Below are 20,919 nucleotides of genomic sequence, written 5' to 3'. Positions count from 1 at the left end.
GATTGTTTAGTATTCACTCCAGTTGCTTGGAGCTAAACGCCTTTTTCATCACTCTGTTGTAGTCCGGGTTCAAAAGGCAGCTCCTACGGCAACTTCGCAAATACTAATCAATCCGAAAATCATGGATTGTTTAGTATTCACTCCAGTTGCTTGGAGCAAAACGCCTTTTGAATCACTCTATTTCGTCAATGAATAGGGCAAATCTTCTTCCCCATACTTCACAACAGGTGGGACTAGGCATAGGTCAAATTCAACTTCAGCGCCTTTCATTAAATCAGCGTGTTTGAAGAAGAGTGGGTTATGTTTTTCACCGTTCACACGGATTTCTTTTGAGTAATGATATTGTGGCACATTGTTATTTCCACGAATGGTTAAGTCTTTTCCATTGGCTAGATGAACGGTTACTTTATCAAATAAAGGGACACCGATTGAATACTCACCGCTACCAGGAGTGACAGGATACATGCCTAAGCTATTGAAAATAAACCAAGCACTCATACTGCCGTTATCTTCATCTCCAGGGTATCCTCTAAAGCCAAGTTCAAAGGCACGTGTCATTAATTCTTTCAAAATATGTTGCGTGGTACTTAATTGTCCCACGTAATTGAAAAGGTGAGGCAGATGGAAACTTGGTTGATTTGAGATGGCAATTTGACCAAAATCAATGGCTGCCATTTCGCTCATTTCATGAATTTCAAAACCATAACCGTCCACATCAAAAATCGGATAGCTATTACATAGTTCTGTCATTATTTCTGTGAATTTCTCTTTCCCACCGTGAGCTTTAATTAATCCTTGATAGTCATGGAAAGCGGCAAAACTATTTTGATAGGCGCTTCCTTCAGCATAATCACATCCCCATGCGTAAGGATTGAAAGGTGTTTTTGGTGTGCCATCTGCGTCTTTAGCACGTAAAACACCAAACTCTGTATCAACTAAATTACGATAATTTAATGATTGTTTTTCGTATTCTACTTTGGTAGGTGTGTCATTTAAGACATCTGCCACACGAGAAATACAGAAATCACTGTAAGCATAATCTTGTGTGTGATTCACACTCTCATGGTAGTGACTAGGTACATAACCATATTTAAGATAGTCTTTTGTTCCTTGACGACCATAATTATCCTTACCACTATTTGTTGTCGCTGCTTTAATCATCGCTTCTAAAAAGTTTGGCATTTTTTCACTGGCAATTCCTTTAACCGCAGCGTCTGCGATTACCGCATCAATTAATGTGCCCGGCATTAAACCACGTTCATCAGGTGATAACCATTTAGGCAGATAGCCACTGTTTTGATAAGCATTATAAAATCCTTCTAACATGTCTTCATATTCATCTGTTGCGATGAGTGAATATAATGGATAAATCGTGCGACACGTATCCCAGAAACCATTATTTGTGTAGTAAGGACCTGATTTCACTGTTTTACTCAAGGTATCATAGTGAACTTTCTCATTGTTTTCATCAATTTCGTGCCATGTTTGTGGGAACAAGAAACTGCGATACATCATTTGGTAGAATAAATCCACATTTTTTTGATTTTTATCTTCTACTTCAATTCGATTAAGGTAGTTTAGCCACTTGTCCGCTGCTTCATCTTTATGTTCTTTAAAGGTTTTATTAACTTCTCTAGATAAATTCAGCTCAGCTTGTTCTGGGCTGATGAAAGAAGTCGCTAGTATCATTTCAACTTCTTTAATTTTATTTTCAGTTTTAAAGGTTAGATATAAGGAAGGATCAGTTAAACTCACGTCATTTTCAGATAAAGTTTTCATCTCATCCTTTTCGCTAATTTGCCAAGATGTTACGTCTTCAGAAATAGATAGAGCGATGTACATCTTCAAATCTTTATCTTCGGAACCCGCAAAGTTAGAGATGTAACCGGTAATTAAATTGCCTTCTTTTTTAAAAGAACTAGGTCCAACTGAACGAATGAAAAATCCAGGTGTTTCGTTTTTGCGTTCGTAAGTAAATTTAAAATGCCCACCGTAAGTAAAGCCAGTCAACTCATTTAAAATACGGTGTCTTTCTGTATAGGCTTTCAAATAATGAGGCTGGAAAGTTGCTTCTTCTGGTCGGTAAGAACTTTGATTAAAGTAGCTTTCAGTTTTTGTCACATTCCCAGAAATAGGAGCAATGACTAAATGACTAAAATCTCCCATCCATGGACTAGGTTGATGTGTTAGGCGGAAACCTTGGAAAACACGGTCTTCAGGATGGAACCACCAACTCCCGTTATCTCCATTTGTTTGGACGCAAAAGTAATTACTAGCAAAAGGAACGCCAGTAAAGGGTAAGGTATTACCGTTTGAATAACTATGTTGGTTAGCTGTTCCGTGACGAGTATCAATTGTATGTAACATGATTTTTCTCCTTCATGATATATCTTTTTGTTTTATTTTTGATATGATATATCATATCATTTTATTAATATAATAGAAATATTTATTTTAATGTAAAATCTATGTGATTTAGTTAGTTAAAATAATGAATGTTTACATAAGTTTTACATGAAAAAATGACTGATTTTTACAATCAACAGATATAGTGTGAGTAGATTAAAACAAGGGAGTGTATCAACGTAATGAAAAAAATCATTTTTACGAGTGTCGCAATACTTTTAGGTGTTGGATTATTAGCAGGATGTCAAAAAGCAGATAAAAAGAGTGAAAGTGGCAATAAATGGCCAGAAAAATTAACAATTGTCACCATGCCAGATGAAAATAATCCCGAAGCTGGTGGTAAAAATGAGGCTTTTCAAAAGGATATGAGTAAATACTTAGGAATTCCAGTTGAAGTTATGGAAGGTGGCGATTATGCCGTTGGAATTGAAGCGATGAAAAATAAAAAATTAGATGTTCTACTTGTTTCGCCTATGAGCTACTTTCAAGCAAAGCAACGTGTTGAGATTGATCCTCTTGTGACAACGAGTAGTAATGGAGCTGAAGCTTATAAGACGGTTTTTGTGACACGAAAAGACAATGATAAGATTAATGAATTAAAAGATTTAAAAGGAACGAATTTTGCTTTTGTAGACCCAGCTTCATCATCAGGTTATATGTTTCCTAAATACACTTTAGTTAAGGATTTAAAATTAGAGCCAAGTAAAATTGAGGAACCTAATTATTTCTTTAAAACAGTTGCTTATTCAGGTAAGCATGATTCTAGTTTGATGGGGGTTGTGAAGGGTGATTATGAAGCAGCTGCTGTGGCAGGGCAAGTAATTAATATGATGAGTGGCGCGGGCTTAGTAGATAAAGATGAGTTAAAAATTATCGGTGAAACAGAAGAAATACCCAATCCAGCTTATGTCATGCGTTCAGATTTACCGGATGATTTGAAGAAAAAAATCAAAGAATTTTATATTCAATATGAAGATGAAAAATATTTTGAAACTTTTTATAAAGATAAATCAGTCCGTTTTGTTGAGGCAAAGGATTCAGATTATGAGACAGTCAAAGACATGATGAAGACATTAGGTATAAAAGGAGAGTAATTCATGAAAACTATCTTAGAATTGAAACATGTCAAAAAAGAATATAAAAACCAACATGTAGCATTAAAAGGAATTGATTTAAAAATAAAGGAAGGTGAGTTTGTTGTTATTATTGGTCCGTCAGGTGCTGGTAAATCAACATTGATTCGAACAATTAATCAATTAGTTGCGCCATCATCAGGTGAGGTTATCTTCCAAGGCGTGTCACTAACTCAAACAAATAAAAAAGAGCTGAGAGCATCACGAGCAAAAATTGGGATGATTTTTCAACATTATAATTTAATCAACCGAACGAATGTCTTGAAAAATGTTCTTCATGGTAGATTGGGACAAGTTTCACTATTAACAAGTACATTTGGTTTGTATAGTCAAGAAGACCGACAGCAAGCAGTCGAATTATTAAAAACAGTTGGACTGGAAGAGCATATGTATAAAAAAGCTCAGAATTTATCAGGTGGTCAAATGCAACGTGTCGGAATTTGTCGCGCCATTATGCAGAATCCTGACTTAATTTTAGCCGATGAACCCATAGCTTCACTAGATCCAAAATCATCAAAAAAAGTCATGAAACATTTGAAAAATATTACAGAACAAAAGGGCTTAACCTGTATCGTTAATCTTCATCAAGTGGATATTGCTAAAGAATATGCGACTCGAATCATTGGTGTTCGAGCTGGTGAAATTGTATTTGATGGTCTTCCTAGTCAATTAACAACAGATGCGATTGCTCATATCTATGATGTACAAGAAGAGGAAATCGAGCCAAGAGAAGATCGATTATCGATTCCTGTAATGTCGATGGAGGAAAGTGTTTATGGATAATTTTCAACTGGTAGGTCCTATTGAATTAACCAATAAAAAACAATTAAAAAAAAGAATGACTTTTGTATTGAGTGCATTTGTTATAGGTTATTCTTTTGTCTTTTTAGAAGTTAATCCAATAGATGTAATGGCAGCTTTTCCGAGTATATTCGCATTTTTAGCGACAGAGTTTTTACCACCAAATTTTGATAATATTGCTGGATACTTACCTTTAATTTTAGAAACTGTGTTATTCGCAGTTGTAGGAACCTATATTTCAGCTATCTTAGCTTTTATTTTTGGCTTATTAATGGCTGAAGAAATTAACCCCATTGTTCCTGTTAGAATCGTGACACGTGTGGTTGTTTCCTTTATTCGTAATATTCCCGTCTTAGTTTGGGCCTCATTGTTGGTTTATATTTTTGGCATTGGTAATATGGTTGGGTTACTGGCCCTAATTATAGCAACTTTTGGCTTTTTAACTCGGTCTTATGCAGAAGAAATGAATCATATTGCGGGAAGTAAGCTAGAGGCATTGGAAGCGACAGGTGCTTCTAAAATACAGATTATTATTCACGGTTTATTGCCAGAGTTTTACCCTTCTTGGATCAACTGGACCCTTTTTTCATTTGAAATTAATATTCGTGCTTCGGCGATTTTAGGGATGGTTGGCGCTGGGGGAATTGGGATCATGATTCAAACGAATATTAGATTGTTTAATTACCAAGAAGCCAGTGCCTTAATTTTAATATTGGTTGTGATGATATTGTTAATAGAGTTTGCAGTAAATCGTTTAAGACGTCATATTTTATAGGAGGAAACCATGAATCAATCTATCCGTTTAAGTCCAATTAAAAATCAAATGAAGCTTGTTGTTTCAATGATTTTTTTGACTGGATTATTTATTGTTAGTACCATGTCATTAAAATTAGATTTTGTATCATTTTTTGAGAGATGGGCCCAAGCAGGGGAAGTTATCAGAAATTTTTTGGTACTAGATATGGCAGCTTTACCAGAAATTATTGAGCAATTACTAGTATCAGTTGCAATCGCAATTGCTTCACTTTTAATTGGGGCGATTCTTTCCTTTATCTTTGCTATTTTGGGTGCTAGTAATATTGCTCCGTTTAAAAGTGTTTCATTCATCATAAAAAGTTGTGTGTCGGTCATTCGAGCGATTCCCTCACTTGTGTGGGTATTAATGATTGTTGCTAGTTTAGGCTTTGGGTCGATAGCTGGCGTGGTAGCCTTAGTGTTTTCAACGGTTGGTTATCTAACGAAATCTTTTATTAGTAGTATTGAAGAAGTGTCAGAAGAGATGATTGAGACAATGAAAGCCACAGGAGCTAGCTATCTACAAATTGTGTTTGAAAGTGTGTTACCTAATGTATTGAATTCTTTTACTTCTTGGATTGCAATTCGTTTAGAAGCTAATGTGGCTGAATCAATTTCATTAGGAATGCTGGGAGCTGGAGGGATTGGAACAGTTCTTTCACGGGCAATCAGTAGTTACAATTACGGTAAAATATCAATGACCATTATTAGTATTTTTTTAACTATGGTACTTTTCGAATTTAGTGTGAATTATTTAAAGAAAAAACAATTAATAGGATAGGGGCATATCAATGAATTTAAGTCATCGTTTGGTATTGGATACGACATTTAATACAAGAGAATTAGGTGGTATTCCACTGAATAATCAACAAGTAGTAAAATGGCAACAGCTACTTCGAAGTGATGATGTATCTTTTTTAAGTGAGGTAGATATCGCTTCAATAAAAAAGTACGGGATTAACACAGTGATTGATTTAAGGACCGAACAAGAAAGAAGAGAAACAGGTTATACATTAACTGAGGACAAAGAAATAGTTAAACATTATATTTCCTTAATGATCTCTGATAATGTGATGGATATTACTCAGGCGGAAACAGAAATGACTTTAGGTAGCTTTTACTGCAAGTTGTTAGATGAGAGCAAAGAGCAATTTAAAGAAATTTTTGAAGTCTTTGCTAGTGATGAAAGTAAAGGTGTTCTTTTTCATTGTGCGGCTGGTAAAGATCGAACAGGTGTAGTTGCAGCGTTAATGCTAAATTTATTGGGAGCAAATGAAGCGGATATTATTGCTAATTATGAAGTTACTTACTCATATCTTTCTGCTAACCCCAAATTTGAAGCACCTGACATGTACCGTCACTTAATTAATTCAGACCGTGAACATATGATCATTTTTTTAGATAAATTAAATAAAGAGTATGGTAACGCAGAAGAGTATTTAAAAAATTGTGGTGTATCAGTAGAAAAAATAAATAACCTCAAAGAAAAATATCGTTAATTAAAAAATAAGACCGTGACGTACTTATACGTCACAGTCTCATTTTTATTTATTTTTACAATATGAGTAACCAGAAAAACAAAATAGGAAACAAATAAAGAAAAAGATGGTCATTGAAGTTGGATTAGAAGAAAAGCCACCAAAGACAATAATCAAGCCACCAATCATAGCAAATATTGGGGCGATAAAACCTGTAAAGACATTTGTAATGACTTTTTGTTTAAAGAGTATTAAAACTTTAATGTACAACATCATGTAAAAGATATAACCAAAAACAATGGCTATTTCGCTAATATCTCCTGTTGTAATTAAATGAAATTTTTGAGTGATATAGTGAATGATAAACCAAAAAATCCCACAGAATAAACTGATCATAGCAGAGCGGTTTTTAAAAATACCACGTGTATTTTTTAAAATTTTATCTGAGTTAGGTATCATATTTTTACTCGCTAAAACATAAGGCATTCTCAAATGACTTAAAATGATCCCATTCACAACACCTAACATGGAAATTAAGATAAAAATTAATAGAATAACTTCACCGCTTTTACCAAGTATTAACTGTCCAATCGTTGTTACAGCACCATCTCCAACAGATAAAATATACTCAGGTCCTAGCACTTTATTCATGCCTAAAAAGTAAGCCAGATAGACGAATAAGACGATAATTGGTGCAATGGTTAAAGCTAAAGGCATTGTTTTCTTAGGATTTTTGACCTCTCCTGAAATACTTAAAGCAATCGTCCAACCGTCATAAGCAAAAGCTGTCGGAGCAAGAGCGGCAAGCCATCCCATTCCAACGTTAGTTAAGGGAACAGCCTCGACAGCTGCTGGAATATTAGGCTGTCCTTGATTGAAGAAGATAGCGAATATGCCAACACCGATAAGTGGAACTAGTTTAGCTAGAGATGAAATAACTTGAAATCGTCCACCAAGTTCTTTAGAGACGATATTAATAAAATAAAATGATAGCAAATAAAAGAAACCAATTCCCATTTGTAAATCTAAGTTACTCGGTAGACTAAATAAAAGACAAGTATAGATACCAGAAGCCCAAGCAACGACGACTGTTACAGTTGGATAATATAAGAAAGTTTGAAACCAACCAACCGCACTTCCTAAATTTTTCGAATAGAACTCTTCAAAGTAGCTTACGACACCACCTGTTCCATTTGTTCGTGATGCAAGATTCGATAATGTGATACTACCAAAAATGATACTAAATGCGCCAATAATAAAAACTAAAGCACCTAGAAAAATATTACCACCTGTAAATGTTAAAATATCATCCACTTTAAAAAAGATACCAGACCCAACGCATATCCCTACAATCATCGCAGTTGCAGTCCATAATCCATATGATTTATTTTCGTTGATAAAAAAACCTCCTAAAAAAATTCTATTAAAAAAATATACCATAAAATAAACCGATAATAAATGAAAATTAATAATTATTCGTCTAAATAAAAACGAGACAGACATCTGAGTCAGCAAATTAAAAATAGGAGTCAATATTCAACCTCATCAGCTAAAAGAATCACTTAGCAATCAAAATGTGACTAGTATAGAAATAATAGATTCACCGACACGAGAAGTTGTGATTATTTATTTAAAAGATCGATATTTAGCAGGTGCAATGTTAGCTTTTATAGATAAATTAAGTTATCTATTTTAGTAGTAGCAAGTTATCATTTATCATTAATTCGTCTAAAATAACAAATATCTGTCTTTAACTATTCACAAAAACTTCAATGTGTTAAAATACAATAGTGATGAATGAAATTAAGGAAGTGACTTAATGAGTAAAAAAGAAATAATCAGTAATATTGCTTGGTTTGGTGGATTAATTATTATTTTACTTAGTTTAAGAGCATTTGTATTTTCACCAACAAATGTCTCAGGAAATTCAATGAACCCAACGATGGTTGACCGAGAACGAGTGATCGCGATGAAACAATCCAAAGTGGAACGCTTTGATATTGTAACGTTTCCAGCTCCAGATAATCCGAGTAAAAATTATATTAAGCGAGTGATTGGCTTACCAGGAGATACGATTGAATTCAAAGATGACCAATTACTAATTAATGGTAAAAAATACGATGAACCTTATTTAGAAGAATACAAAAAAGCTCCAAATGATATAAAAACACCTTATGGCTTACCGTTAACTCAAGATTTTAATATGACGGATATTTTGGGCGAGAAAAAAGTGCCTGAAGGAAATTTTTTCGTAATGGGTGATAACCGTCAAAATTCTAAAGATAGTCGCATGATTGGTTTTATAGATGAAGATAATATTTTAGGAAATGTTAAATTTGTTTTTTGGCCACCAGCTAAATGGGGAACAATTAATTAAACATGGCAAGTGCCATGTTTTTTTTTATACTCAAAAATATGATAAACTAGAAAGACTAATTGATAAGAGAGGTACAAATTGTGAGTGTTCAGTTTATTATTGGTCCAGCAAGTGCAGACCACACAAAAGAATTAGTTAATCAAGCCAATGCCTGGTTAGAGTCAGCGACAGACCATGAAGTTTTTTATTTAGTACCTAACCACGTAAAGTTTGAAACAGAAATTAATGTTTTAACAGAGTTATCTCAATTACCTTACTACAAAGAATGGGGTAACATGGCAAGCATGCGCCTTCAAGTATTTAGTTTTTCACGGCTTGCATGGTACTTTATGCAAAATACTGAGGCTTACCAGAAACAAAAATTATCTCAATCAGGAAAATATATGATATTGAGACGAGTTCTAATCGAAATTGAAGAAGAACTTGTTTTATTTAAACAAGAAGTCAATAAACCAGGATTTGTGGATCAATTAATTGCTATTTTTGATGAATTACAAGAAGGTTTTGTGACAGCAGAAGATTTAGAAGAAACGTTAAGTCAATTAACGACCGATAACAAAGACGATGATCGTCAAATAAAATTAAGAGATATTCAGCTAATTTATCAAGTCTACACAGATAAATTAATAGCAGAAGATTTAAATGGCCATGATTTATTAGTATCTTTAGCAGAACATTTACAGCATAAAAAGTTAAAAAATATAATGTTCATTGTTTCTGGATTTTCTAATTTTACGGCAATTGAAAAACAATTAATTGAGCAGTTGATGTTGATTTCAGGAGAATTAAAAATTGCTTTGGTTTTAGATAAAGCTTACGTCAATAAAGAGCCGGATCCGTTTAACTTATTCTATAATACCGGTAGATTATATCAGGAATTATTTTTTATGGCACAAAGAAATCAAGTACCAGTCTTAATAGATAAAAAAATTCATTTAAATAATAGTGCTGATTTTTCTGTTTTGGATGCTTTTTGGCAAGAAAGTCAGAAGTTATCGCCAGTCAAAAAAAATGAATCTATCAGTCCAGAAACACTTAAAATCTGGCGGTGTGATGATCCGTTTACTGAAATGATGTCAGTGGCAAAAGAAATCAGACATCTTGTAGCAGATAAAGGGTATCGTTATCAAGATATTTCTGTGCTAACTCGCGATATTAATAGTTATCAAAAAATTATGGCACCTATTTTTAATGCCAATAACATTCCATACTATATTAATCAAGAAGAAGAAATGAAGCATCATCCATTGATTGAGTTTATTAGTGCCCTATTCAATATGAATCAACATTTTTATCAGTATCGTGATGTTTTACGTTTTTTACGTTCTGAATTATTTTCTCCAGAGAGTTTAGTGATAGAACAAGAACATGAGTGGGAAAAACATATGCTGAAATTGAGACAACAAATTGATTATACTGAAAATGTGGTTTTAGCTTATGGTTATAGTGGGACTGATTGGTTAAAGGAGCGAGATTGGCAGTATATTTTCTATCAGTACGATGAAGAAGAAGGTAAGTTAGATAATGATCAAGTGATTCAAGCGACATCTAATCATATTAGACACTTAATCAGAGAGCATATTCCTGTTTTCTTTGAGGAGCTAAAACAAGCTAAATTAGGGAAAGAGGCTAGTTTATTATTTTATCGCTTTTTAATTCAAGTAGGAGTGGAAAAACAACTCTATTTTATGCGTGACCAAGAGTTGAATAAAGGAAATTTAGTTAAGTCTAGAAATCATGAACAAGCTTGGCAAGCTTTGATAACGTTGTTAGATGAGTATACAGATTTAATGGGAGAAGAACCTTTTATTTTAGATGACTTTATTCAAATTATTAAAACTGGAATGGAAGGACTCTCTTTTAGTAAAGTACCAACAACCCTTGATCAATTAGTGGTGACATCAATGGATCTGGTTCGGGTGAAGAAGAGTAAGGTTGCTATTATCATTGGAGCAACTGATCAAGTATTACCAAGAAAAATTGAAAATAAAACCCTGCTAACAGATGAGGAGCGGGGATTATTAAAAGAAAGTTTACCTTTTGATAAATACCTAAAAAAAGATTTGACCTCAGATTCTGCTAAAGAACCTTTTGTTTTTTATCTATCACTTCTTTCAGCGAATGACCAAGTGATATTAACTTATCCCAAAAGTAGTGATAGCAGTAAAGAGATAAAAATTTCTCCTTATTTGTCTATGTTAAAAAATCAATTTCAGATAACAGAAGAACTGAAACATGGGGCAACTTTCTTTGATGGCAGACAAGTATTAGCTGATTTTTCTACTGATGATATTTTATTAACTCAGTGGATTTCGTATAAGCGATTTTTAATCGATGAAAGACAACCAACACCGTGGTTATTTAATCAATTAGAAAAGCGATTATTAAAAGAACTACCATTAAAAACTGAACGTTTGTTATCTAGTTTAGCTCATCAGAATATACCAGAAACATTGAATGAAGTGTCAGTTGACGAGCTGTATGGTGACACGGTTTACGCTTCGGTTTCTAAAATTGAAAATTTCTATAAATGCCAATATAAATATTTTTTAATGTATGGCTTAGGCTTAAAAGAACGCAGTCAATTTGAATTATCTCCAGCTGCAACGGGTGACTTTTTCCATGAAAGCTTAGACCAATTTTTTAAAGAGTTGATTAAACGACAATTAACGTTAAGTCAGATGACTCAAAAAGAAGTTCAGGAACTAACCCAAGCTATTTTGACGAATGTGTTAGGTGAGGATAAATTTACAATATTGAATTCAACTAATCGAATGAATTATATCAAGTATCAGTTAGAGAAAACCATTCAACGTGTGGGTTGGTCTTTAAAACGACAAAGTGATCGAAGTAACATGGATGTGATTCAGACGGAAGTTTTATTTGGTCAGGCACTGCAAGACATCAGTTTAAATAGTTTAGACTTTGAGATTAGTCATCAGAAAAAATTAAAAGTGCGTGGTAAAATCGACCGAATTGATCAAATGAAAGTTGAAGAGGATATTTATTTATCAGTGATAGATTATAAATCAAGTAAACACAATTTTGATTTTGTAGATGCTTATTACGGTTTAGCACTTCAAATGGTAACTTATTTAAATGTAGCTTTAGAAAACGCAGTGAACTTAGTAGGTGAAAAAGCTAAGGCAGCAGGGGCTTTTTATTTACATGTGCAAAATCCAGTTTTAACTGGTTCTGAAAAATTAACTGAAGAGACAATGGATGAAGAAATGTTAAAAGCATTCAAGTATGATGGTATATTGGTTAATGAAGAAAAGATTCTAGAAAATCTAGATAAAACTATTGATTTAGGTGTTAAGTCGGCTGTTTATCCTTATGAGCAGTTAAAAAAAGGAACGATGAAATCTTCACAGTTTGTGTCGGAAGATGAACTTGATTGGCTAGTTGATAATAATCAGAAGAAATTTAAAGAAGCTGGAGAAGATATTTTTAAAGGATCAACAAAATTGAATCCAGCATATAAGGGGCAAACTCGGGTTGCCTGTGAATACTGTCCATTTAGAAGTGTTTGTCAGTTTGATGTGATGTTAAAAGAAAATAATTATCACCGAATAGAGCCGTTAACTAAAGAAGAGATGATGAAAAAAGAGAAGGAAGGAGAACACAATGACTAATTTAAATCTTCCTTTAAAACCTGAAAATAGCCATTTTACAGATAAGCAGTGGCAAGCTGTTTACGATGGTGGTAGTAATTTATTAATTTCAGCCTCTGCAGGTTCTGGAAAAACGACTGTTTTAGTTGAGCGAGTCATTCAGAAAATTAAGAGTGGCATTAACGTAGATGAATTGTTGATTGTGACTTATACGGAAGCAGCAGCTAAAGAAATGAAACAAAGAATTCAGGTAGCGGTGCAATCAGCTGTCACAGAAGAAAAAGAGAACGACAAGAAACAACATTTGATTAAGCAGTTGAGTTTACTTCCAACGGCTTCAATTAGTACGCTTCACGCTTTTTGTTTGACTGTCATTAGAAAGTACTATTATTTAATCCATATTGATCCAGTTTTCAGATTATTAACAGATGAAACGGAAATTGAGTTATTAAAAGAAGATGTCTGGAATGACGTTCGAGAAAGTTTATATGGAGAAAAACAAGAAAGTTTTTATTTGTTGACTGAGAACTTTTCCAACGACCGTAATGATAATGGATTGACTAAACTGATATTCTCCTTAGCTAATTTTGCTAAATCTAATACAGAGCCTATGGAATGGCTAAAAAAATTACCAGCAACTTATGATATATCTGATAATTTAGCTGAAAGTCAGTTGTACCAATCATTTATGAAGCCAGATATGGTAAAACAGTTAGCTCAGATACAAGAGAATAATGAAAAATTAACTAATAGTATAAAAGGTGAACCAGATTTTGAGAAGACTGTTGGTGTCTTGGAACAAGATGCACAGTTGATTGGTAACTTATTACAATTACTTGAAACTGATAATTTAGATGGTTGCTATCAATCTATTTCTCAAGCTAAATTTGCCGTTATTAAAGGGCCAAATAAAAAAACAAGTACCGAAGATGTGATGATGTTTTACGAAGAAATAAAAGCTGAACGAGATCTTATCAAAAAACAAGTCGCTACACTTAAAAAAAATTACTTTAGCCTGTCACCTGAAAAACAAGTAGCCTTAATGAAAGAGACTAAACCTTTAGTAGAAGAGATGGTCAGTGTCTGTGAAATGTATTTACATGCATTTGCAAAAGAAAAAGAGAAAAAGAATTTAGTTGATTTTAATGACTTGGAACATTTTACGTTAAGTATTTTGAGACAGCTAGAAGAAAATCAGTGGCAACCAACAGAAGCGTCTTTCTATTACCGAAATAAATTTCATGAAGTTTTAGTGGATGAGTATCAAGATGTGAACCGACTTCAAGAAGGCATTCTTTACTGGTTAAGAAAAACAGAAGGAGAGAATGGCAATCTGTTCATGGTTGGTGATGTGAAGCAGTCGATTTATGCTTTTCGATTAGCTGATCCAACTCTTTTCATTGAGAAATATGAACAATATGCAACGGAGGAAGATGGTCGACGCATTATTTTGGCAGAAAATTTTCGTTCACGAGGGAATGTCTTAGATTTTACCAATCTCGTCTTTACACAATTGATGGATCGGGAATTAGGTCAGATTGAGTATGATCAAAGTGCTGAATTGATTACTGGATTCACAGGGTATCCAGAAAGTAAACAGCATGATACAGAAATCCTTATATTTGAAAGTGAAACAGAAGAAAGTGATATCGAATCCCTTGATCTGACGTTTACAATTGATGATAAAACAGAAGGTGAATTACTTTTAGTGGGTCAAAAAATTCAAGAAATGATCTCATCCAAATTTCCAATCTATGATAAGAAGAAAAAAGAGTCTCGTCCTATTAAGTATCAAGATATTGTGTTACTTAGCCCGACAAAGAAAAATAATTTGGTCATTCTAGATATTTTTAAAGAATTAGATATACCGTTATTTGTGAATGACACGCAAAATTATTTCCAAGCGACTGAAATTAGAATTATGGTATCTCTTCTACAAATTATTGATAATCCTTATCAAGATATACCATTAGCTGCTGTCTTACGCTCACCCATTGTTGGTGTGAAGGAAAATGATTTAGTGAAAATTAGACAATATGATGTGCATGGTTACTACTATGATGCGCTAACTAGATTCTTAAAAGAAGAGTCAGCCAATACACCACTTTATCAAAAAATTTATGAATTTAATCAAAATCTTACTAGTTGGCGAGAGTTGGCTCGTCGTGAAAAATTAGTGACGCTGATTTGGCAAATCTATCAAGATACAGGATTACTAGATTACGTAGGAGGTATGCTTTCTGGCAAGCAGCGCCAAGCCAATTTACATGCTTTGTATGATAGGGCAACAGCGTATGAGGAAATGAATTTTAAAGGTTTATTCCAATTTGTTCGCTTTATCGAAAAAATGCAAGCCAAGAACAAAGATTTAGCTGAACCTAATGATTTAAATGATGAAGAAGATGCGGTTCGAGTGATGACGATTCATGCGAGTAAAGGTTTAGAATTTCCAGTTGTTTTTGTTTTAGATATGAGTAAACAGTTTAATATGACTGATATAAATAATCAGTCGTATATATTTGATGAAGCACTCGGTTCGGGAATTAAGTATTTCGATAGTATTAACCGAGTTAAATATGAAACAATGCCCTATGTTGTTATTAGGGAACAAAAACGGAAAAAAATGTTAGCAGAAGAAATGCGTAAATTATATGTTGCTTTAACTCGAGCTGAAGAAAAATTGTTTTTAGTAGGTTCGTATAAAAATAAAGAAGACGCTTTGAAAAAATGGCAACAAAATATAACCTCTGATCACCGAGTACTATCAACAAGTGGACGTTTAGGACAAAGAAGTTTAATGGGTTGGGTTGGGATGAGTTTAATTAGACATCCGGAAACTATTAAAGCTTATCCTGAAATCACAGTTGAGGTATTAAAAGGCTTAGGAAAGTCTTTAGCTAATTTTTCGATAGAATTTTTTACAAAAGAAATGATTCTTTCCTACCGAAAACAAGAAGTGACTGAAGAAATAAAAGCAATTATGTTGAATGATCAACCAAATCCTCAGTTATTGAAACAGGTTGTGGATCGATTGAATTATCAGTATACTGATTTATCTGCGACAGTCACCACGAGTTATCAATCAGTTTCAGAAATCAAGCGTGTTTTCGAAGATCCTGATAACCGTGAATTACAAGTATTAGATTTATCTAAACCATTGAGTTTGACGGGAAATAAAATAGTTGGAGATGAGTTAGCAAAACCAAATTTTTTAAGTGAAATGGTAGAAGTTACTCCAGCAGAAGTGGGAACAGCCACTCATTTAGTGATGCAACTTATGGATTTATCAGTTGTTCCAACTAAAGAGTCGATTGTAGATATGATTCAATCACTTGTTGAAAAAACAGTTCTAAAATCAGAAATCGCTAAAAAAATTGAGCCAGAGATTATTTTAGATTTCTTTAGTAGCTCTTTTGGCAGTCGTTTGTTGCAAGAGCACCAATTAATAAAAAGAGAGCAACCTTTTTCACTTTTACTTAGTGCTGAGGATATCTTTGGAAACTTTGAAGGGAAAAGAAGTGACCGATTATTAATCCATGGAATCATTGATGGTTACTTAGAAACGGAAAAAGAATTGATTTTGTATGATTTTAAAACAGATCATATTTCTGAAAAGCCAACAAATGAAGAAATACAAAAAATTAAACAAAGGTATACTGGACAATTGAATGTGTATAAAAAGGCACTAGAGCAAGTTAAAGGAAGACAAGTAACCTCAGTTAAATTAATTTTGCTAAAAGGTCGATTAGAAATTGATTTAGTGGAATAATAAATAAATAGTAGTGATATTGTTAAAAAAATGGTAAAATTTTTTTAAGAGAAAGAGAGGAGGAAAAAGTATGTATAAAACATCGGGACAGTTGAAAGCAGAAGCAAAAGATAGTTTAAGAGGGCGTTGGACAGATGCAGTAAAGTTAAATTTAGTTCCTTCTTTACTTCAAATTGCGTCAGCTATCTTTTTTACATTGATGGTTGCAGGGATTGTACTATTTGTTTCAATATTTGCATCATCTAATGATGTATCCATTGGGAATTCAAATCGAGAATCGGCAATTTTTGAAGGTCAACTAGGCGAAGATCTAGAGGGTGCTTGGGATAAAGAGTATGATGATTATAAGGATGACTATTCTTATTATCCAGCTAGTGTGACTGCAAATGTCGCCTCATCTTATGGGATAACACCAATTATTACCTTTGTCTTATCATTTTTAACGATTGGTATTTCATTTACATTTTTAGATGTGATTAGAAAACGAGAGCAGCAGCCTATGGAGATGAAAGATGCTTTCAGACTATTTAATGGAGTTGATTTTGTACCAGTCCTTTTAATTAATATCTTAACGACAGTTTTCAAATACCTATGGACATTCTGTTTTGTGATACCTGTTTTCATTAAACATTACTCATATTCACAATCAAATTTCATCTACAAAGATTTATCTAGTCATAAAGATACAAGAACGATGGGTGCTACTAGTTTCATTACTGAAAGCCGTCAATTAATGGATGGTCACAAAGGTCGTTTATTCTGGCTAGATGTTAGTTTCCTTGGTTGGAGGTTCTTAAGTTTATTCACTTTTAATATTGCTAATATTTGGTTAAATCCTTATATTAATACAACGAAAGCTGCGTTTTACAATGATTTAGCTAAAGATCGTTACTTAGTGCAGGAAGTTGAAGAAGTGGAAGATGATGAGTGGACTAGTTTTTAAGAATGAGATTATTCTCATTCTTTTTTTACTGAAATCAAATAGAATCATCAATTTTATTTAACTAAGATGTAGTAGTATACTTTCATACCAATTATCCCGAATTGGTTTTTCATACTTAACTCCTATTGAGAGAGAGTAAAATAACAACCTTCATTTCCACTAGAGCGACGGCTTTAGTGGTTTTTTTTATTGTCTTCATATATAATGGGAACATACGTTTAGGAGGTGTGCGGCATGTCTAATCAATTGAGATTTCCATTAAAGAAAGATACATCTAGAAAAATAATTCATATTGATATGGATGCTTTTTTTGCTTCTGTGGAGGAGAGAGATCATCCAGAACTGGTTGGGCATCCACTCGTGATAGCTAGACATCCAAAAGAAACAGGTGGAAAAGGAGTCGTAACAACAGCGAACTATGAAGCAAGAAAATTTGGCATTCACTCAGCAATGAGTGCCCAAAAAGCTTATGAGTTGTGCCCTAAAGCTAACTTTGTTCAAGGTAATCGGAATCATTATGCAGAAATTTCAAAAGAAATCCACAAAATTTTTCATGAATATACCGATATGATTGAACCGTTATCACTTGATGAAGCTTACCTCGATGTGACAACAAATAAAAAAAATATCAAAAGTGCTATAAAAATTGCAAGAATGATTCAATTAGATATTTGGCAGAAACTTCATTTAACTTGTTCAGCAGGGGTGAGCTATAATAAATTTTTGGCTAAAATAGCCTCTGACTTCGATAAACCTAAAGGATTGACTTTAATTTTACCGGATGATGCAGAAGAGTTTGTACGGAAATTACCGATTGAAGATTTTCATGGTGTAGGAAAGAAGACAGTCCCTAAAATGCATGAATTAGGTATTTATACAGGTGACGATTTATATAAAATGGATGAGATGGAACTGATACGGCTGTTTGGAAAAATGGGTTATTCTCTGTATCGTAAGGTAAGAGGAATCCACGATGCGCCAGTTGAGCCACACCGAGACCGAAAATCAGTTGGACGTGAAAATACGTATGGTAAGTCTTTAGCTACAGAGGAGGCTGTTATTATGCAATTAAGAAGTCTTTCTTTCGATGTAGAAAAAGCTTTGAAGCGTGTTCAGCTCCATGGTAAGACAATTGTATTAAAAATTAGAGATAGTGAATTTGAAACATATACTCGTCGAGTAACTTTACCAGACTATTTAGATGACCAAGAAACGTTATTTTTCCATAGTAAACAGATATGGGATAGTTTTGATTTATTGGATAAAGGGATTCGATTATTAGGGATTACGGTTACTAATTTAGAGTCAAAAGAATATGAGTTAATAAAGCTACCATTGTGGGAAAAAAAAATATAAAAAACGCACAAAAATAAGAAAAAATTTTTGTGCGTTTTTTATTTTAATGAAATTGAAAAGATTAAATTTTTTGATAGATAAGTTAAAAAAACTATTCTTGCGTTAATTAGAAGCTAAGCCCTTTTTTTACAACCTTAATTTTGATTCGACATTTCTAGTAATTTGGTTTTTAAGTCTTCTTCCATCACGCTTAATTCGATTTCGGCATTTCGGCGTTTTTCTTTACCTTCTTTTTGAATTCGAAGTGTTTCTTGGATGGTTTCTACTAAATCATTTTGTGTTTTTTGTAATGTTTCAATATCAACAATGCCACGCTCATTTTCTTCAGCGGTTTCAATAGCTGATATTTTAAGCATTTCTGAATTTTTTGTTAACAGATCATTGGTTGTTTGAGAGACTTGTCTTTGAGCTGTAACAGCATCTTTTTGTCTTAATAAAGTCAAGGCGATAGCAACCTGATTTTTCCATAAAGGAATTGCTGTGTTGATGGATGCTTGTATTTTTTCTGCGAGTGCTTGATTTGTATTTTGAATCAAGCGAATTTGTGGTGCTTGCTGAATGGTAATTTGACGAGCTAGTTTTAGATCGTATGTTCTTTTTTCAAGTCGATCAACAAATTGATTTAAATCATTAACGATTTGAGCATCCATTTGATCTCCCGTACTTTCAGCTTTTTTCATCGCTTCTGGAATAGTCACGAGATTTAAATCATCAATTTTTACTTCACCAGCGGCAATGTAAATATTTAAAGCATCAAAATAGTCTTTATTTTTATTGTAAAGTTGTTCAAGCATTAAATTATCTTGTAGTAAGCCATTTTTTTCTTTATCTAATTTCACAGCAATTTTATCAATTTGAGCACCAATTTTTTGGTACTTAGCAGTGATTTCATAAACTGATTGTTTCACTTTTCCAAACATTTTTTTAAAAATATTACCATCACGCGCTTCTAATTCACTAGGACTTGCTTCGTTTAGGCGATACATTAATTCAGTTAGAGAATCACCCATAGGACCAATATCTTGAGCTTGAACGTGATTTAACATTGTATGTGAGAATTCACCCAATTTTTGTTGGGCAGCCACACCATAACTTAAAACAGCTTGGCTATCAGTTGCATCAATTTGAGCGGCAAGTTCTCTAGCTTGTTTTTGACGCTCTGCTGGTAATTTATCAATAACTTTTGTTGCAGCAGAAATATTTGTTTGTAATTTTTCTTCGATAGGTGCTAATTTTGAAGCATCAGGTGCTTCAAAGGGATTACTTAATAAATCGTCTAGCGTATTAGATACAGGTGAAACATCTTTTAGGTCAGTTGGCTTTAGTTCGTCAGTCATTTATTATAACTCCTCTTCTTGTTTATATGAATCAAACGTTTTTTCACGGTCAATATTTTGTTTAGCAATTGAAATTTCAACATCTAAATCTTCTAAATCATCATTAACAAAATCTGAATAATCTTTAACAATTAATTGTGAGACTTCCTCAATGGCAGTTGCACTTTGAGTTAAAGCATCAAAAGTATCTTTATTTTTTAATTCGTGGTTATTTATTTCTACATATTTATTTGTTAATTCAACCAAATTAGGTAAATGGTTATAAAGGAACCGGTCAGATAAATGTAGTTTTCTTGGTTCTTTAACGATTTCTTTAAACATTGCTTTACAGGCTTTTAACGTATCATATCTTAAATTGATCGCCTTTAATTTTGCTACTTGGTTCATGTTGTCCTCAAGCGTTTTGATTTGTTTCTTTGTATCGGCCATTGTATCTCTAAAAAAGATGATTTCCTTGTTAGTCATGCCAAGACTTGCGTAGTGATCTTCTTTCTCACGGGATAAATTAGGCATACTATCGTCAAAATTATTTTTATTTTTTGAAAATAGTCTTCTAAAAAGATTGAAAATTGCCCAAATTAAAGCAGCTAAAAGTGCTATTGAAATGAGGGAACTGATGGTGCCAGTCCCATCACTAGCCATTAAACCTATTGGGATTAAAACGATGATAAGTAGAATAGATTTCCATAATGATTTGCTTTTTGTCTTCATACGCATTCACTCCTAAATGTTTTATCAAACATATTTGATCTTAAAAACATTCTATCATAGAGTGATGAAATAGATATCAGTCTATAGATTGATTTATTTTTTTTTAATAATTAGCTAAAATGAAGTAACTTTAATCAGGAAGTTTGTTGAAAATAAGTCCCTTTAAAGGTATGATATGCTTAATATTAAAGATATTCAA

At 33.2% G+C, this 20,919-nt stretch carries 14 protein-coding genes; 10 read left to right on the top strand and 4 right to left on the bottom strand.

What is annotated here, in order from left to right; genetic code table 11:
- Positions 1 to 177: 177 nt before the first annotated feature.
- A complete protein-coding gene (locus FM121_RS13860) occupies positions 178 to 2,370 on the bottom strand; it encodes a GH92 family glycosyl hydrolase (RefSeq protein ID WP_218778642.1) in 2,193 nt (730 codons plus the stop codon).
- Positions 2,371 to 2,588: 218 nt separating this feature from the next.
- Here FM121_RS13860 and FM121_RS13855 point away from each other — a divergent pair, with 218 nt between their 5' ends.
- From FM121_RS13855 to FM121_RS13835, 5 genes are read left to right on the top strand one after another with little or no spacing between them, the layout of a single operon-like run.
- Complete coding sequence (locus FM121_RS13855) at positions 2,589 to 3,500, top strand: phosphate/phosphite/phosphonate ABC transporter substrate-binding protein (protein ID WP_086952783.1); 912 nt, start codon at positions 2,589 to 2,591, stop codon at positions 3,498 to 3,500.
- Positions 3,501 to 3,503: 3 nt separating this feature from the next.
- Positions 3,504 to 4,322, top strand: a complete 819-nt coding sequence (phnC, locus tag FM121_RS13850; RefSeq protein WP_086952782.1) for a phosphonate ABC transporter ATP-binding protein — start codon at positions 3,504 to 3,506, stop codon at positions 4,320 to 4,322.
- The gene (gene phnE, locus FM121_RS13845; RefSeq protein ID WP_086952781.1) at positions 4,315 to 5,115 is read left to right on the top strand and encodes a phosphonate ABC transporter, permease protein PhnE; all 801 of its coding nucleotides are present in this window, start codon (positions 4,315 to 4,317) and stop codon (positions 5,113 to 5,115) included. Before phnC ends, phnE begins: the two co-directional genes overlap by 8 nt.
- Positions 5,116 to 5,124: 9 nt before the next feature.
- The gene (locus FM121_RS13840) at positions 5,125 to 5,916 is read left to right on the top strand and encodes a PhnE/PtxC family ABC transporter permease (protein ID WP_086952780.1); all 792 of its coding nucleotides are present in this window, start codon (positions 5,125 to 5,127) and stop codon (positions 5,914 to 5,916) included.
- A 10-nt stretch (positions 5,917 to 5,926) separates the two neighbouring features.
- The gene (locus FM121_RS13835) at positions 5,927 to 6,634 is read left to right on the top strand and encodes a tyrosine-protein phosphatase (RefSeq protein ID WP_086952779.1); all 708 of its coding nucleotides are present in this window, start codon (positions 5,927 to 5,929) and stop codon (positions 6,632 to 6,634) included.
- 45 nt (positions 6,635 to 6,679) lie between these two features.
- Here FM121_RS13835 and FM121_RS13830 read toward each other — a convergent pair whose 3' ends face one another.
- Complete coding sequence (locus FM121_RS13830) at positions 6,680 to 8,053, bottom strand: APC family permease (RefSeq protein ID WP_256958481.1); 1,374 nt, start codon at positions 8,051 to 8,053, stop codon at positions 6,680 to 6,682.
- 379 nt (positions 8,054 to 8,432) lie between these two features.
- Here FM121_RS13830 and lepB point away from each other — a divergent pair, with 379 nt between their 5' ends.
- The 5 genes from lepB to dinB all read left to right on the top strand — a co-directional run bounded on the left by lepB (position 8,433) and on the right by dinB (position 18,672).
- Positions 8,433 to 8,990, top strand: a complete 558-nt coding sequence (gene lepB / locus FM121_RS13825) for a signal peptidase I (protein WP_086952777.1) — start codon at positions 8,433 to 8,435, stop codon at positions 8,988 to 8,990.
- An 80-nt stretch (positions 8,991 to 9,070) separates the two neighbouring features.
- A complete protein-coding gene (locus tag FM121_RS13820; protein WP_086952776.1) occupies positions 9,071 to 12,625 on the top strand; it encodes a PD-(D/E)XK nuclease family protein in 3,555 nt (1,184 codons plus the stop codon).
- Positions 12,618 to 16,373, top strand: a complete 3,756-nt coding sequence (gene addA, locus FM121_RS13815) for a helicase-exonuclease AddAB subunit AddA (RefSeq protein ID WP_086952775.1) — start codon at positions 12,618 to 12,620, stop codon at positions 16,371 to 16,373. Before FM121_RS13820 ends, addA begins: the two co-directional genes overlap by 8 nt.
- Before the next feature lie 70 nt (positions 16,374 to 16,443).
- Positions 16,444 to 17,316 carry a DUF975 family protein gene (locus FM121_RS13810; protein WP_086952774.1) on the top strand — a complete coding sequence of 291 codons (873 nt, stop codon included), beginning with the start codon at positions 16,444 to 16,446 and terminating at the stop codon, positions 17,314 to 17,316.
- Positions 17,317 to 17,550: 234 nt separating this feature from the next.
- Positions 17,551 to 18,672: a DNA polymerase IV gene (gene dinB, locus FM121_RS13805; RefSeq protein ID WP_086952773.1), complete on the top strand. Its 1,122-nt coding sequence runs from the start codon at positions 17,551 to 17,553 to the stop codon at positions 18,670 to 18,672.
- 134 nt (positions 18,673 to 18,806) lie between these two features.
- Here the strand turns inward: dinB and FM121_RS13800 are convergent, their stop codons facing one another.
- Complete coding sequence (locus tag FM121_RS13800) at positions 18,807 to 20,009, bottom strand: toxic anion resistance protein (RefSeq protein ID WP_086952772.1); 1,203 nt, start codon at positions 20,007 to 20,009, stop codon at positions 18,807 to 18,809.
- Positions 20,010 to 20,012: 3 nt separating this feature from the next.
- A complete protein-coding gene (locus FM121_RS13795; RefSeq protein WP_086952771.1) occupies positions 20,013 to 20,720 on the bottom strand; it encodes a 5-bromo-4-chloroindolyl phosphate hydrolysis family protein in 708 nt (235 codons plus the stop codon).
- Positions 20,721 to 20,919 lie beyond the last annotated feature (199 nt).

This window comes from Vagococcus fluvialis bH819 (genome assembly GCF_900163795.1).
GTDB classification, from domain to species: domain Bacteria; phylum Bacillota; class Bacilli; order Lactobacillales; family Vagococcaceae; genus Vagococcus; species Vagococcus fluvialis_A.
Note: the sequence above shows the minus strand (reverse complement) of the source record. Positions and strands in the feature narration are given on the sequence as shown.